This window comes from Streptomyces lienomycini, assembly GCF_027947595.1.
Taxonomy (GTDB): Bacteria; Actinomycetota; Actinomycetes; order Streptomycetales; family Streptomycetaceae; genus Streptomyces; species Streptomyces lienomycini.
In genome coordinates this window covers 7,849,159-7,863,969 of record NZ_CP116257.1, presented here as the reverse complement: position 1 = coordinate 7,863,969, position 14,811 = coordinate 7,849,159, and the positions used below count along the sequence as shown (strand labels likewise).

Here is a 14,811-nt window from a genome sequence, read left to right as displayed (position 1 = left end):
CACGGTAGTCAGCGCGACGGGTAGGGTTCAAGTTGTTGTCCCCAGCCTGTGGACAAGTGTCTCCCGGTCATCGTTGGTTTGACCGAATGGCGCAGTCCCACGTACCGTGACGAGGTCGAGTTGTCGATGGCTGCTGCCGCCTGCCTCCGATGGGCACAGGTCACGTCCAAGGTGACCGAGAAAAGCGGTGCACTCGGGCGTAACGCGAGCTACTCGTGGGCGCACGGTGACAGCCAGGACGGCACCCCGCCAACCCCGATTCTTTCTGGAGCCCCCGAGTGAGCAAGCGCACCTTCCAGCCGAACAACCGTCGCCGCGCGAAGACCCACGGTTTCCGGCTGCGTATGCGTACCCGTGCCGGCCGCGCGATTCTCGCGACCCGCCGCAGCAAGGGTCGCGCCCGTCTGTCCGCCTGATCCCGGTCAGGTCATGACATCGTGCTGCCCACCGACAACCGGCTGAGGCGGCGCGAGGACTTCGCGACCGCGGTACGACGAGGTCGCCGGGCCGGCCGCCCGGCCCTCGTCGTCCACCTTCGAAGCGGTGCCACGGACCCGCACGCGCCTGGGGAGAGCGCTCCCCCGACACGTGCGGGTTTCGTCGTGAGCAAAGCCGTGGGTGTCGCGGTGGTGCGCAACAAGGTGAAGCGCAGGCTTCGCCATCTGATGCGCGACCGGATCGACCTGTTGCCCCCCGGTAGCCTGGTAGTCGTACGAGCGCTGCCCGGTGCGGGTGACGCCGACCATGCACAGCTGGCCCGAGACCTGGACGCCGCCCTGGCGCGGCTACTGGGAGGGGGCGCGCGATGAAGTACCCGCTGCTGGCTCTGATCAAGCTCTACCAGTGGACGATCAGTCCGCTGCTGGGGCCGGTGTGCAAGTACTACCCGTCGTGTTCCCACTACGGCTACACGGCCATCGACCGGCACGGTGCCATCAAGGGCACGGCGCTCACCGCGTGGCGCATCCTGCGCTGCAATCCGTGGTCGCTGGGCGGCGTGGACCATGTTCCGCCGCGCAAGCGTCCGCGGTGGCACGAAATGCTGCGTGACGCGTGGCGTGCACGCAAGGGCGGGCCCTCCGCCGCCGAACCGGCCACCGAAGGACAGACTGCTCCCACGAGTCCGTCCCGTCCTTCGAGCCCGGCCGCAGAGACCCCGCCCCATGCCCAAGGAGCATGATTAGTGGACACGATTGCCAGCCTCTTCAGCTTCATCACCTGGCCCGTCTCCTGGGTCATCGTCCAGTTCCACACGGTGTACGGGGCGATCTTCGGACCTGACACCGGATGGGCCTGGGGCCTGTCCATCGTGTCCCTGGTGATCCTGATCCGTATCTGCCTGATCCCGCTCTTCGTGAAGCAGATCAAGGCGACGCGTGGGATGCAGACGCTCCAGCCGGAGATGAAGAAGATCCAGGAGCGCTACAAGAACGACAAGCAGCGTCAGTCCGAAGAGATGATGAAGCTGTACAAGGAGACGGGTACCAACCCGCTCTCCTCGTGCCTTCCCATCCTGGCGCAGTCCCCGTTCTTCTTCGCCCTGTACCACGTGCTCAACGCCATCGCGTCGGGCGACACCATCGGCGTGATCAACAAGAGCCTGCTGGAGAGCGCGCAGAAGGCTCACATCGTCGGTGCCCCGCTGGCGGCGAAGTTCACCGACGGCTCCTCGAAGGTGGAGGCCCTCGGTGCCTCGCTGACGGACGTGCGGGTCGTCACCGCGATCATGATCGTGCTGATGTCGGCGTCGCAGTTCTTCACCCAGCGCCAGCTGATGACCAAGAACGTCGACACCTCGGTGAAGACGCCGTTCATGCAGCAGCAGAAGATGCTGATGTACGTCTTCCCGGTCATGTTCGCCGTGTTCGGCATCAACTTCCCCGTCGGTGTCCTCGTCTACTGGCTGACCACGAACGTGTGGACCATGGGTCAGCAGATGTACGTCATCCGCAACAACCCGACGCCCGGCTCCAAGGCGCAGGCCTCCTACCTGGAGCGGCTGCACAAGAGCGTCACCGAGAGCGGTGGGACGCGCGGCCGCGGCCAGAAGGCCATCGTGAAGGCCATCGTCGCCAAGGGCCGGGACCGCAACGAGGCCGAGCGGAAGTTCATCAACGGCCTGAACAAGGCGGGCATGGCCGCCCAGACCGACGGCAACGTGGTGAAGAACGACGCCGCCGTCGCCGAGCAGAGTGCGGACGGCTCGACCGTGACGACCACGGCCACGCCCAAGCGCCAGCAGCCCAAGCGACAGAGCAAGTCGCAGCGCCAGTCCAAGACCGCCGGTGAGGCCGAGCCGAAGACGTCGCTGACCAAGCCGGACGAGCCGCAGGACGACAAGCCGGACAACCAGCCTGCCGCCCCTGCCGCCAAGAAGCCGGCTCAGAAGTCCGGCGGCGGCCGCAGCAAGGCCCAGTCCGGACAGCGCAAGGGCCCGCAGCGGCCCAAGTCCCCGTCGAAGAAGTAAGAAGGAGTCCATCCCGTGACGGAAGGCACCACCTCCGCCGCTGCCGAGGGCGCAGACACCCTGACCCGCCTCGAGCAGGAAGGCGAGATCGCCGCGGACTACCTGGAGGGTCTGCTCGACATCGCCGACCTCGACGGCGACATCGACATGGACGTGGAGGCCGACCGCGCCTCCGTCTCGATCATCAGCGACACGAACGGCCGGGACCTGCAGAAGCTGGTCGGCCGGGACGGCGAGGTGCTGGAGGCCCTGCAGGAGCTCACGCGCCTGGCCGTGCACCGGGAGACGGGTGACCGCAGCCGGCTGATGCTCGACATCGCGGGTTACCGGTCCGACAAGCGTGCCGAGCTGTCCGAGCTGGGCGCCAAGGCCGCGGCCGAGGTCAAGAGCAGCGGCGAGTCCGTGCGCATGAAGCCGATGACGCCCTTCGAGCGCAAGGTCGTCCATGACGCGGTCAAGGCCGCAGGCCTGCGGAGTGAGTCCGAGGGCGAGGAGCCGGAGCGCTTCGTCGTCGTGCTTCCCGCCTGATCGGTTCTCTCGTTCTCCGGCCCCGTCTGTTGCGCAGGCGGGGCCGAATTTTGTCAGCCTGATAGTTCTGGTGGTTCTGGCACCGGTGTCCTCGACGCCGGCGCCGTACGGAAGGACGGTCCCCGTGTCGGAGGCAGCGGAGCTTCCCCCTGTACCCGAGCAGGCACGCGACGTATTCGGTGATCGCTACGCGGACGCGGTCCGCTACGCGGAACTCCTTGCCGAGGCGGGGGTGAAGCGCGGTCTGATCGGTCCGCGTGAAGTGCCGCGCCTCTGGGAGCGGCACCTGCTGAACTGCGCGGTGCTCTCGGAGGTCGTCCCCGAGGGAGTGACCGTCTGCGACGTAGGTTCGGGCGCCGGTCTGCCCGGGATCCCGCTGGCGCTGGTACGGGAGGACCTGAAGATCACCCTCCTGGAGCCACTGCTGCGCCGTACCAACTTCTTGACCGAGGTCGTGGAACTGCTCGGCCTGGACCATGTCACCGTTGTGCGTGGGCGTGCCGAGGAGGTCATGGGCAAGCTGCCTCCGGTTCATGTCGTGACGGCCCGTGCCGTCGCTCCGCTGGACCGCCTCGCCGCCTGGGGGATCCCGCTGCTGCGCCCGTACGGGGAGATGCTCGCCCTCAAGGGCGACACGGCCGAGGAGGAGCTGAAGGCCGCCACTGCGGCGCTGAGCAAGCTCGGTGCGGAGGAGACGTCGATCCTTCACGTCGGTGAGGGCGTAGTCGATCCCATGTCCACCGTGGTGCGGGTCGAGGTCGGTGAGAGCCCGGGCGGTGTGCGTTTTGCCGCCAAGCGGGCGAAGGCCGCCCGGACGGGCCGGACGCGGCGGCGTCGCGGATAGCGTCACTGCCGGTGGCGGCGGCCGTTGTCGGGGCGAGTCCGTTCTGGTGCTGCCGTCGTACTCCACACAAGCTGCCGTACCCGCGCATGCCGGAGTGTCGCGGCAGTTCGGCATCTGTGGCTGTGCATCGTGTTTCACGTGAAACGTCGCTCACTGCTGCACGGCATCATCAGTCGCGGCCGCGCCGCGGCCGACCCCCACGACCGAAAGCCTCTCGGGGCACTCAGAGAGGGCATGGAGTTGTCCACAGAGGTGGATTTCTCCACAGAAGAGCAGGCCTCACTGGTTCATGACCCCGAAGGCATGGGAGGCTCTGTTCATTGCGAGCCTGAAGTCGAGGAGAGTGAATCCTTGCGGTCCGACGCCAATATCGCGGGACCGATGACCGATCCGGTCCCCGGCCCCCGTACCGAGTCGATGGGGGCGGATGTTTCACGTGAAACACCGCCGCCGATGGACGACACACCGATCGGTCGTGCTGCCCAACTGGCAGTGGAGGCTCTGGGCCGCGCCGGCGAGGGACTCCCGCGGCCGGAGCAGACCCGGGTCATGGTCGTGGCGAATCAGAAGGGTGGTGTGGGTAAGACGACGACGACCGTCAATCTTGCCGCGTCACTCGCCCTGCACGGTGCCAGAGTCCTGGTCGTCGACCTGGACCCGCAGGGCAACGCCTCCACCGCGCTGGGAATCGACCATCACGCCGATGTGCCCTCCATCTACGACGTACTGGTCGAGAGCCGACCGCTCTCGGAAGTGGTCCAGCCGGTCCCGGATGTCGAGGGCCTGTTCTGCGCGCCCGCCACGATCGATCTCGCCGGTGCGGAGATCGAACTGGTCTCCCTGGTCGCCCGCGAGAGTCGGCTCCAGCGGGCGATCACGGCGTACGAGCAGCCGCTGGACTACATCCTCATCGACTGCCCTCCCTCCCTCGGCCTGCTGACGGTGAACGCACTCGTCGCGGGTCAGGAGGTGCTGATCCCGATCCAGTGCGAGTACTACGCGCTGGAGGGTCTCGGACAGCTGTTGCGCAACGTCGACCTGGTTCGGGGGCATCTCAACCCCACACTGCACGTGTCGACGATCCTCCTCACCATGTACGACGGCCGGACGCGCCTCGCGTCACAGGTGGCGGACGAGGTGCGCAGCCACTTCGGTGAGGAGGTACTGCGGACGAGCATTCCCCGCTCGGTCCGTATCTCCGAAGCCCCGAGCTACGGGCAGACGGTACTGACCTACGATCCAGGATCGAGCGGAGCCCTCTCCTATCTGGAGGCGGCCCGGGAGATCGCGCTGAAGGGTGTGGGCCTCAACTACGACGGCACCCACGCTCACCTCGGCGCTCAGAATGACCCGAACATGGTGGAGGGGATCCAGTGAGTGAGCGACGGAGGGGGTTGGGCCGAGGTCTGGGCGCACTGATCCCCAACGCCCCGACTGAGAAGTCGGTCGCCTCGGCGGCTTTGGGCGGTGCGGTTTCCACGGCCCCGGGGGCGATGCCTCTGCTGCCGAACGAGCGCGGAGTGGCGGCGGCGAAGGTGGCCACCCTGTCGCGTGTTTCACGTGAAACAGGGGAGCCGATCACCCCCAGCGGTGCCGAGGCGCTTCGGCCCCCCATGGGGGCGCACTTCGCCGAGATTCCTCTCGACGCCATCACACCGAACCCGAAGCAACCGCGCAAGGACTTCGACGACGACGCACTGGCGGAGCTCGTCACCTCCATCAGGGAGGTCGGCCTTCTCCAGCCGGTTGTTGTCCGGCCGACGGAGCCGGGGCGCTACGAGCTCATTATGGGTGAGCGCCGCTTCCGTGCCTGTCGGGAGCTGGAGCTGGATGCGATCCCGGCGATCGTGCGGGCGACGGAGGACGAGAAGCTCCTCCTGGACGCGCTGCTGGAGAATCTCCACCGTGCCCAGCTGAACCCGCTGGAAGAGGCCTTCGCCTACGACCAGCTGCTGAAGGACTTCGACTGCACGCATGATCAGCTGGCGGACCGTATCGGTCGCTCCCGCCCGCAGGTCTCCAACACACTGCGTCTGCTGAAGCTCTCCCCGAAGGTTCAGAACCGGGTGGCCGCAGGTGTGCTCTCCGCGGGGCATGCGCGAGCACTGCTGTCTGTCGATGACCCGGAGGAGCAGGACCGGCTGGCCCACCGCATCGTGGCCGAAGGGCTCTCGGTGCGATCGGTCGAAGAGATCGTGACCCTCATGGGTTCCCGACCGCAGAAGCCGCAGCGAGCCAAGGGACCGCGAGCCGGCGCCCTGGTTTCCCCGGCGCTCTCGGACCTGGCGACGCGCCTCTCGGACCGCTTCGAGACGCGCGTGAAGGTCGACCTGGGACAGAAGAAGGGCAAGATCACCGTGGAGTTCGCCTCCATGGAGGACCTTGAGCGCATTCTCGGAAGTCTCGCTCCCGGCGAGGGGCCCGTCCTGCAGAAGGGCCTCCTGGACGACGAGGACGAAGACGCCGAGGCCTGATGTCTGGAGGGAGGGAGCGCCTGGTGGTGCTCCCTCTCCATCGAGGGCGGGCCGTGTCCGGTGCATACCGGAACACGGCCCGCCCTTTGCTCTGCGCCGGTGTCGAGGTCACCGCATCGTCGATACGATGCGATCGGGATGGCGTTGTCACCTGGCAGTACCTCTGGGAGGAAGGCAGGGGCCATGCGAACGATGAGCCGTACCGAACTGGTGGGCGCGGGCTTGGGGCTGGGCGCGGTCGGTGGGTTCCTCGGCAGCCTGCTCAGGGAACGGAGCGCTCTGACAGCCGCCCGCGACGCGGCAGGCGAAGGAAGCGAGGAACAGCCTTCATGGGCCGCCGGCTCGTACCGCTCACGCTGGACAACCTTCAGGACCTTCCCCAGCGCTGTCGCTCGTGCGTCTTCTGGGAACTGGACCCCGTCAGTGGCGAGGCCGCGGTAAAGGCGGGCACGCCGGCCCTGGAGAAGGAGTCCTGGATCTCCGCCGTCCTGTTGGACTGGGGGTCGTGCGGCCGGGTGGTCTATGTCGATGACATACCGGTGGGCTTCGTCCTCTACGCGCCCCCTGCTTACGTCCCGCGCTCGACGGCCTTCCCCACCAGTCCGGTATCGCCTGACGCGGTGCAGTTGATGACCGCGTTCGTGGTGCCGGGGTACCAGGGCCAGGGGGTGGGCCGGGTGATGGTGCAGACGGTGGCCAAGGATTTGCTGCGCCGGGGCTTCAAGGCCATCGAAGCGTTCGGTGATGCTCGCTGGAAGGAACCCGCCTGCGTGCTGCCGGCGGACCATCTGCTGGCAGTGGGCTTCAAGACGGTGCGGCCGCATCCTCGACATCCGCGGCTGCGGCTGGACCTTCGATCCACGCTGTCCTGGAAGGAAGACGTGGAGATGGCGTTGGACCGCCTTCTGGGAGCTGTCCAGAAGGAACCCGTGTTGCGCCCGTTGTAAAGCGAAGGGGCCGACCCGCGGTGGGTCGGCCCCTTCGTGTTTCACGTGAAACGTCAGTCGGCGATGAAGTCCTCAAGGTCGCGAACGATCGCGGCCTTCGGCTTGGCACCGACGATGGTCTTGGCGACCTCGCCGCCCTGGTAGACGTTCAGGGTCGGGATGGACATGACGCCGTACTTGGCAGCCGTACCCGGGTTCTCGTCGATGTTCAGCTTGACGATCTCGATCTTGTCGCCGTACTCGGCCGCGATCGCCTCGAGCGACGGCGCGATCTGGCGGCACGGACCGCACCAGGCGGCCCAGAAGTCCACCAGGACGGGCTTGTCGTTCTTGAGGACATCCTGCTCGAACGAGTCGTCGGTCACATGCTTCAGGGTGCCGGCCACGGCGGGCTCCTTAACTGGTTGGTGCGAGGGGATGGGGATCAGACGGTCGTCTTCTCGGGCTCCGCCTTGTCCTCGTCGCTGAGGGCGGCGAGGAAGCGCTCGGCATCGAGAGCGGCGGAACAGCCGGTGCCCGCGGCGGTGATCGCCTGGCGGTAGGTGTGGTCCACCACATCACCGGCGCCGAAGACACCCGTCAGGTTGGTGCGGGTCGACGGCGAGTCGACCTTCAGGTAGCCCTCCGGGTCCAGATCGAGCTGGCCCTTGAAGAGCTCGGTGCGCGGATCGTGGCCGATCGCGATGAACAGGCCGGTCACCGGCAGGTCCGAGAGCTCGCCGGTCTTGACGTTGCGCAGCTTCAGCCCCGCCAGCTTCTGCTCACCCTGGACCTCCGCGACCTCGCTGTCCCAGACAAACGTGATCTTGGGGTCGGCGAAGGCGCGCTCCTGCATCGCCTTGGAGGCGCGCAGGGTGTCCCGGCGGTGGACGATCGTCACGGACTTCGCGAAGCGGGAGAGGAACGTGGCCTCCTCCATCGCGGTGTCCCCACCGCCGATCACGGCGATGTCCTGGTCCTTGAAGAAGAAGCCGTCGCAGGTCGCACACCAGGAGACGCCGCGGCCGGAGAGAGCGTCCTCGTTCGGGAGGCCGAGCTTGCGGTGCTGGGAACCCGTGGTGACGATGACAGCCTTGGCCTGGTGGACCGTGCCCGCGGTGTCGGTGACGGTCTTGATCTCACCGGTGAGGTCGACAGCGACGACATCGTCGGGGATCAGCTCCGCACCGAAGCGCTCCGCCTGGGCGCGCATGTTGTCCATGAGCTCGGGGCCCATGACGCCGTCCTGGAAGCCGGGGAAGTTCTCCACCTCGGTGGTGTTCATCAGCGCTCCGCCCGCGGTGACGGCACCTTCGAACACCAGCGGCTTCAGCGAGGCGCGTGCGGTGTAGAGCGCCGCCGTGTAGCCGGCGGGCCCGGAGCCGATGATGATCACGTTTCGGACGTCGCTCACGGCTTCATTCCTCGTCTCTGGACTGCGTCTTCGGGGCCGGGTGGAGCTGCACTCGGAACTCTCACCCCACCTAACGGATCCTACGGGGCGCGCATTCCCGCTGTGCCCGGGCACACGGACGACGGGGCGGGGGCGAGTGACAAGGGGGTTGCGACGAGCGCTGAGAGGAGGAGCCTGACCTCTACGAACGCGAGTAGGAGTGCTTCAGGAGAATCTCGGCCTTGCCGACCGCGGGCTGCTCCACGCACGCCGAATCGACGATGTAGGCGGTGACCCGGGTGTCATTGGTGACGTCGGGCAGGACCACCAGCAGTGCTTCCCTGCCCTTGTAGACGCCCTCCTCCGTGGCGAGGGCCGCGTCGTCGCGACCGATTCCCCTCTGTACGCACTCGGGGACGGTCGGCTGCTTGAACACATGGTTCTCGGCGGTCCCGTTACCGTTCTCCGATTCCATGCCGAAGCTGCGTGGAGTACGGGAGCCGCCCTGTTCACTGTCCTCCGCGATGAGGGCGGTGACCTTGTCCTTCAGCTTCCCCTCGGAGAGGGTGTCGGCGAGTGCGGTCTGCTGCTCCTGCGCGGTGTCGTCAGTGGATCCCCCGGTCAGGGAGGACACGATGACCGAGCCGAGTCCGAGGGCGGCAGCGGCGGCCACGGTGCCCAGTACAGCGGCCCTGCGCCGCCCGAATCGACGGCGTTCCCTTCGGCCCGGGCCGGTGGAGGAGATACGGGCGTGCCCGGCCGGCCGGTCCGCCGACGCCGATGTTTCACGTGAAACGCGAGCATGGTCGCTGTCGGACGCGGCTTCCGAAGATGCGGGTCCGGGGGCTCCCCGGTGGGCCTCGGCCGCCAGGGCGGTGTCGATGCGGGCGGCCACGTCGGCCGGCATGCGCACCGGTTCCGGCAGGCCGCCGAGCAGTCCTTGGATCTCCTCCAACGACGCGTAGACCTCCGCGCAGAGCTCGCAGCTCTCCAGGTGCCGTCGTATGTCGGTGGTCCGTGTGGTCGGGAGGATTCCTTCGGCGAGGTCCGAGATTTCCGCGACGTCCGGGTGCCCGGTCATGTCTGTCGTCGACGACGTCACGCTCGTCCACCTCCGCCCTTCACTGCGGCTGAATCACTCGACCCTGCGTCCGGCGGTCCCGGAAGACGCGGTCCCGCTGCGGGTGGGACGGACGCCCCCTGCGTCCGGTTCCGCTCCGCGCCCGGTTTCGTCTTCTCCTCTCGGCCGTCGGGCCGGAGGTGAGTGAGGAGTGGCAGCAGCCTCGCTCTGCCCCGCGCGCACCGGCTCTTGATCGTCCCGGTCGGTACGTCGAGGATGCGAGCCGCCTCCGCGACGGGGTAGCCCTGCATGTCCACCAGGACGAGAGCGGCCCGCTGGTCGGCCGGCAGGGTGCCCAGCGCCTCCAGCAGCTGGCGGTGCAGGTCGTTGCGTTCGGCGGGCGCGGAGGCCGACTCGTGCGGCTCCAGGAGCTGCTCCAGGCGCTCGGTGTCGTCGACGGGCGCGGTCTTGCGTGACGCCGCCTTGCGGGCGCGGTCCAGGCAGGCGTTCACCGTGATCCGGTGCAGCCAGGTCGTGACGGCTGCCTGTCCGCGGAAGGTGTGGGCGGCCCGGTAGGCGGAGACGAGGGCGTCCTGGACGGCATCGGCGGCTTCCTCGCGGTCCCCCAGTGTCCGCAGGGCCACTGCCCAGAGACGGTCGCGGTGACGGCGCACGAGTTCACCGAAGGCGTCGGGATCGCCCTCGACGTGCCGGGCGAGGAGGTCCTGGTCGCCGATACCGCCGTATGCGGTGTCATCCGCCATGCCTCCACCCCTTCTCCCCGGTCGGCCGGCCCCTCAGCCCTTGAACGTCACGTCGGTGATCGCCTGCTTGTAGCCGGCGCCGCTGTAGCCGTCGGAAGGAGCGTTCGGCACGTCGGTCATCCACAGCAGCACGTACCGCGTCTTCACGGCCTTCGACGCCTTGGCCGTGAGGGAGGTGCCGGTCGTGGTGGAGGAAGCGATTTCCTTCATGCCGTCGACTCCTGCCGAGGGCGACAGCGAGTCGGTGGCGTAGAAGTGCACGGTCGTGTGGTCGCCGGTGTACCGGAGCCCTATCGACGCCGTGGAGACGTCCTGCGGCGAACCGAGGTCGTAGACGATGCCGACTCCGGGCTTGTACGGAGCGAGCTTCGGGCCTTCGTTGTACTTCTTCGTCCGCCAGAAGGTGGAGGCGTCGCCGTCGTAGGTGTTGGCCACGTCCTGCGGTGCCTGGGCCGAACCACTGGCCACGTACTCCTGGGCCCCCTGGACACTGATCGGTTCGACCGGCCTGGTCCGCTCGTCGTTCTTGTCGTTGCCGTCCGTCGTCTGGGTCTGGTTCTGGTCGTCGGTCTTGCCGCCCCGCTCCATGAGGGCGTCCGCGAGCTGCCAGCTACCGAGGCCGAGCGCGGCGATCAGCAGGGCCGAGACACCCCACTTGAGCGCCTTGCCGGTACGGCTCTGCAGCGGGGGCGGCGGCGTCGGCACCGGCTGGGTGGCACCGGGGTGCGCCGCCGGACGGCCGTACGCGCCCTGCTGGAAGGCGGTCCGCTGGTACGCGGGCGGAGCCGTGTACGCCGGCTCCGGCGGGCGGATGCGGGGCATCTCGCCGATCGCCTTCACCAGTTCCTCCGGCGTGGTGCACGGGGACTCGTGACGCGAAGCGGTGGCGCCGTCATTGGCGAGCGCGCGCATGGCCAGTTCGGACAGGCCGCGGTGGACACCCGCCCGCACCTGGTCCGGCGGGATCAGCCCGATGTCCTTGGGCAGGCCGGTCAGACCGTGCGCGTCGCTCTCGTACGGCCAGCGCTGGGTGAGCGTGGCGTACAGGAGGGCGCCGACCGCCTCGGTGTCGGTGCGCTGGGGGGTCTCGGAACTGATGCCGCGCAGGGCCGCGTTGACGGCCAGGCCGCGGATGCGCCACTGGCCCGTCGACGTGCGCAGCACCGCGTTGGGACTCAGACGCAGATGGGCGAGGCCCTCGCGGTGGGCGGCCGCCATGGCCGAGGCGACCTGACTGACCATCTGGTAGGCGTCGTACACCTCCAGCGGGCCGGAGGCGAGGAGGGCGGTCAGCTCGGTGGCGTCGGGGAGCCACTCGTGCACGACGTAGACGAGGTCGTCGTCCTCGACGGCATCCAGTACCTGGACGAAGCGGGGATCGCCGAGCAGGGCGGAGGAGCGGGCCGCAGCCAGCACGGAACGGGCGCGTGTGTGGTCCGCAGGGAGGAGGTGGACCCCGACGGCGCGGCGCAGCTTCTCGTCGACGGCCCGCCAACTGCTGAAGCCGTCCAGACGGGTGACGCACTCCTCGAGGCGGTAGCGTCTGGCGAGCTTGTGCCCGCTGTGCAGTTCGGGAGGCGAGGTCTTGCCGGCTTCCTCGCTCGCGTGGTTCCCCTGTGCCTCGTCGCTGTCCGTGTCCCGCTCCCGGTTGTTGGCCACCCCGTCGGCCGTGGACTGGTCCGCCTGTGCGGTCAGCGGCTCATCACCGCTGTTGTCTGCCACGTCGACGGCAGCTGTGCTCCGTTCCGCCACCGTCGTTCCTGCCTCCCCATTCGATGCACGCCGGCCGACTCCCGATGCGCGCAGTCCGACGCCGAACCCAATTGTGCCCACAGTCCGCCGCTATGCACGACACACAGCGGCGGATGATGGTTGTGCGCCTACCCCGGGTCTCAGCGTCCCAGGCGTCCGCGCACCATGCCGACCAGCGAGTTGACTTCTTCGATGCGCATGCGGCGGGCAGCGACGAAGAAGACGCCGAACAGGAGCAGCCCGCCGGCCAGCAGCGCGGCGAACGATCCAAGGACGCCCTGGCCGAGCGCGCGGCTGATCGCGTAGCAGGCGGCGCCACTGAGGAGGGCGGCCGGGACGGAGGCGATGCAGAGCCGGGCGTACGTCCGCAGGACGCGGGCGCCGTCCAGGTCCCCGCCGAGTCGCTTGCGCAGCCTGCGCCAGGCGACGCCCACGCCGATCACGTAGGCCAGGCCGTAGGAGGCTGCCATGCCGATGACGGCCCAGCGGGACGGCAGCAGGAGGTAACACAGTGCCGAGGCCGCGGCGTTGAACACGGCGACGATGACGGTGTTGTAGAAGGGCGTCCGGGTGTCCTCGTAGGCGTAGAAGGCGCGCAGGACGACGTACTGGACGGAGTACGGGATGAGGCCGAGACCGAAGGCCATCAGCATGTAGCCCATGTTGGTGGCCTCGCTGGTGCCTGAGGAGCCGAACATGAGCGTGCACATCGGGATGCCGAGTGCGACGAAACCGAAGGAGACGGGGACGATGGCGACGGCCGTGGTGCGCAGCCCCTGGGAGATGTCGTCCCGGACCGCTCCCCCGTCCTCCTCGGACGCCGAGCGGGAGATGCGGGGCAGCAGGGCGGCCATGAGGGAGACGGTGATGATGGCCTGGGGCAGGCCCCAGATCAGCTGGGCGTTCGCGTAGGCGGCGAAGCCGGTGCCGTCGACGGGTGACGCCTTGCCCGCGGCGGTCGACAACTGGATGACGATCATGGCGCCCGCCTGGTTGGCGAGGACGAACAGAACCGTCCACTTGGCGAGGGTGACGGCCTTGCCCAGTCCGTGGCCCCTCCAGTCGAAGCGCAGCCGAAGCCGGAAACCCGTCTCCCGCAGGTACGGGATCATGGCCAGCGACTGCACGATGAGCCCCAGCAGCACTCCGATGCCGAGCAGCCGCTCGCCCTCCGGCGGAATGCTCGTGACCTGCATCCCCGAGTTCTCGGCGGTGCCGTAGACCCAGATGAACATCCCCAGGGTCACGATGATGACGATGTTGTTCAGGACGGGCGTCCACATCATCGCGCCGAACCTGCCGCGGGCGTTGAGGACCTGCCCCATCACCACGTGCAGACCCATGAAGAAGATCGACGGCAGGAAGTAGCGGACGAAGGTGATGCCCACCTCGTTCGCGGCCGGGTCACTGGAGACGGAATTGGACAGGAGCCGGATCAGCAGGGGCGCGCCGAGGACGGTGAGAACCGTCAGTGCGCCGAGCGCCACCATGACAAGGGTCAGCAGGCGGTTGGCGTAGGCCTCGCCGCCGTCGTCGTCGTCCTTCATCGCTCGTACGAGCTGCGGTACGAAGACCGAGTTCAGGCCGCCGCCGACGGTGAGGATGTAGATCATCGTGGGCAGTTGGTAGGCGACCTGGAAGGTGTCGCCGAGCAGGCCGACGCCCAGCGCCGAGACGATCAGCGCCGAGCGGATGAAACCGGTCAGCCGCGACACCATCGTGCCGGCCGCCATCACGGCGCTCGACTTCAGCAGGCCTCCCGCCCGCCCGCCCTTCTTGGCCGGGGCGGCCGCGGGGGCGGGCTCCGGGGCCTGGAGGGGGGCCTCGGCCGCTTCGGGGGTGGGGGCCACCGCGTACTGGCCGGGGGCGGGCGCCGCGTGCTGTCCGGGCGTCGGGGCGGGCCCACCGCCGTACTGACCGTGCGCCGCCTGGGCGTTTCCGTACGGGTCGGGTGCCTGGTGTCCGCCGTACTGGCCCGGTGCCGGCGCTCCGCCGTACTGTCCGGGCCCCGGCGTTCCGCCGTACTGTCCGGGCCCCGACGCTCCGCCGTACTGTCCGGGCCCCGGCGTCCCGGCGTACGGCCCGGGGGCTGGAGCGGGTACGGATCCCTGGTTCTCGTACGAGGGGTGGCCGCCGCCCTGCTGCTGGTCGCGGAACAGGTGGGCGAAGGCGTCCGGCTCGTGACGTTGATCGCCCGCCTGGGTGACCAGGTCGTCGACGCCGACGAACTGGGTGGTCCGCGGGTCGTCGCCGTACGGCAGGTACTGGGTCGGGCCCTCCGGCTCGGGCGCCGGGGTCTGTGCCCAGACGCGGGGGTCCGGCGCGTAGGGCGACGGGGAGGGCTGGGAGTACAGCGGCTGCTGCGGCGGGTAGGTGCCCGGGGGCGGAGGAGGGTGCGCGGCGCGGTCGTAGAGCGCCTCGGACACGGGGTCCTGGGCGGAGAGGTCCTGCGCCCGGTACGGATCCTGGTCGTAGGCGTCCTGGAGGTACATGTCCACGGGCGGTTGCGGCGGCGTCTGGTCGGGGCCCGGTGGCGGACCCTGGGGTTGGCCCGAGCCGTCCACGGCCTGACCGCGGTCACCGTCGTACGGCGCGTTCATGGT

At 68.6% G+C, this 14,811-nt stretch carries 15 protein-coding genes; 9 read left to right on the top strand and 6 right to left on the bottom strand.

What is annotated here, in order from left to right; translation table 11 throughout:
• Window positions 1-278 precede the first annotated feature (278 nt).
• From rpmH to BJ961_RS35895, 9 genes are all read left to right on the top strand, one after another.
• A complete protein-coding gene (gene rpmH, locus BJ961_RS35935; protein WP_003975051.1) occupies window positions 279-416 on the top strand; it encodes a 50S ribosomal protein L34 in 138 nt (45 codons plus the stop codon).
• A gap of 21 nt (window positions 417-437) precedes the next feature.
• Entirely contained in the window at window positions 438-809 is a 372-nt protein-coding gene (gene rnpA / locus BJ961_RS35930; protein WP_271416922.1) for a ribonuclease P protein component, read from the top strand.
• Window positions 806-1,180, top strand: coding sequence for a membrane protein insertion efficiency factor YidD (gene yidD, locus BJ961_RS35925; RefSeq protein WP_271416921.1), 375 nt, complete (start codon window positions 806-808; stop codon window positions 1,178-1,180). The genes rnpA and yidD overlap by 4 nt, the downstream gene beginning before the upstream one ends.
• Before the next feature lie 3 nt (window positions 1,181-1,183).
• Window positions 1,184-2,467: a membrane protein insertase YidC gene (gene yidC / locus BJ961_RS35920; RefSeq protein ID WP_271416920.1), complete on the top strand. Its 1,284-nt coding sequence runs from the start codon at window positions 1,184-1,186 to the stop codon at window positions 2,465-2,467.
• A 15-nt stretch (window positions 2,468-2,482) separates the two neighbouring features.
• Window positions 2,483-2,995, top strand: coding sequence for a Jag family protein (locus tag BJ961_RS35915; RefSeq protein WP_271416919.1), 513 nt, complete (start codon window positions 2,483-2,485; stop codon window positions 2,993-2,995).
• A 124-nt stretch (window positions 2,996-3,119) separates the two neighbouring features.
• The gene (rsmG, locus tag BJ961_RS35910) at window positions 3,120-3,839 is read left to right on the top strand and encodes a 16S rRNA (guanine(527)-N(7))-methyltransferase RsmG (protein ID WP_271416918.1); all 720 of its coding nucleotides are present in this window, start codon (window positions 3,120-3,122) and stop codon (window positions 3,837-3,839) included.
• A gap of 303 nt (window positions 3,840-4,142) precedes the next feature.
• Complete coding sequence (locus BJ961_RS35905; protein ID WP_271417275.1) at window positions 4,143-5,216, top strand: ParA family protein; 1,074 nt, start codon at window positions 4,143-4,145, stop codon at window positions 5,214-5,216.
• Entirely contained in the window at window positions 5,213-6,313 is a 1,101-nt protein-coding gene (locus tag BJ961_RS35900; protein ID WP_271416917.1) for a ParB/RepB/Spo0J family partition protein, read from the top strand. The genes BJ961_RS35905 and BJ961_RS35900 overlap by 4 nt, the downstream gene beginning before the upstream one ends.
• A 329-nt stretch (window positions 6,314-6,642) precedes the next feature.
• Window positions 6,643-7,260 carry a GNAT family N-acetyltransferase gene (locus tag BJ961_RS35895; RefSeq protein ID WP_271416916.1) on the top strand — a complete coding sequence of 206 codons (618 nt, stop codon included), beginning with the start codon at window positions 6,643-6,645 and terminating at the stop codon, window positions 7,258-7,260.
• A 53-nt stretch (window positions 7,261-7,313) separates the two neighbouring features.
• Here the strand turns inward: BJ961_RS35895 and trxA are convergent, their stop codons facing one another.
• From trxA to murJ, 6 genes are all read right to left on the bottom strand, one after another.
• The gene (gene trxA / locus BJ961_RS35890) at window positions 7,314-7,646 is read right to left on the bottom strand and encodes a thioredoxin (protein ID WP_003975042.1); all 333 of its coding nucleotides are present in this window, start codon (window positions 7,644-7,646) and stop codon (window positions 7,314-7,316) included.
• A gap of 38 nt (window positions 7,647-7,684) precedes the next feature.
• Complete coding sequence (gene trxB / locus BJ961_RS35885) at window positions 7,685-8,653, bottom strand: thioredoxin-disulfide reductase (RefSeq protein ID WP_271416915.1); 969 nt, start codon at window positions 8,651-8,653, stop codon at window positions 7,685-7,687.
• A gap of 181 nt (window positions 8,654-8,834) precedes the next feature.
• Window positions 8,835-9,713 carry an anti-sigma factor family protein gene (locus BJ961_RS35880; protein ID WP_271417274.1) on the bottom strand — a complete coding sequence of 293 codons (879 nt, stop codon included), beginning with the start codon at window positions 9,711-9,713 and terminating at the stop codon, window positions 8,835-8,837.
• A 17-nt stretch (window positions 9,714-9,730) separates the two neighbouring features.
• Complete coding sequence (sigM, locus tag BJ961_RS35875) at window positions 9,731-10,456, bottom strand: RNA polymerase sigma factor SigM (protein WP_271416914.1); 726 nt, start codon at window positions 10,454-10,456, stop codon at window positions 9,731-9,733.
• Between the two features lie 33 nt (window positions 10,457-10,489).
• The gene (locus BJ961_RS35870) at window positions 10,490-12,208 is read right to left on the bottom strand and encodes a protein kinase family protein (RefSeq protein ID WP_271416913.1); all 1,719 of its coding nucleotides are present in this window, start codon (window positions 12,206-12,208) and stop codon (window positions 10,490-10,492) included.
• A 140-nt stretch (window positions 12,209-12,348) separates the two neighbouring features.
• Entirely contained in the window at window positions 12,349-14,808 is a 2,460-nt protein-coding gene (gene murJ, locus BJ961_RS35865; RefSeq protein WP_271416912.1) for a murein biosynthesis integral membrane protein MurJ, read from the bottom strand.
• Window positions 14,809-14,811: the final 3 nt, after the last annotated feature.

Excerpts from the sequence above, each read along its gene's own strand:
- yidD (WP_271416921.1), top strand. The coding sequence starts at position 806 with ATGAAGTACCCGCTGCTGGCTCTGATCAAGCTCTACCAGTGGACGATC.
- BJ961_RS35905 (WP_271417275.1), top strand. The coding sequence starts at position 4,143 with ATGGGAGGCTCTGTTCATTGCGAGCCTGAAGTCGAGGAGAGTGAATCC.
- BJ961_RS35895 (WP_271416916.1), top strand. The coding sequence starts at position 6,643 with ATGGGCCGCCGGCTCGTACCGCTCACGCTGGACAACCTTCAGGACCTT.
- BJ961_RS35880 (WP_271417274.1), bottom strand. The coding sequence starts at position 9,713 with ATGACCGGGCACCCGGACGTCGCGGAAATCTCGGACCTCGCCGAAGGA.
- sigM (WP_271416914.1), bottom strand. The coding sequence starts at position 10,456 with ATGGCGGATGACACCGCATACGGCGGTATCGGCGACCAGGACCTCCTC.
- murJ (WP_271416912.1), bottom strand. The coding sequence starts at position 14,808 with ATGAACGCGCCGTACGACGGTGACCGCGGTCAGGCCGTGGACGGCTCG.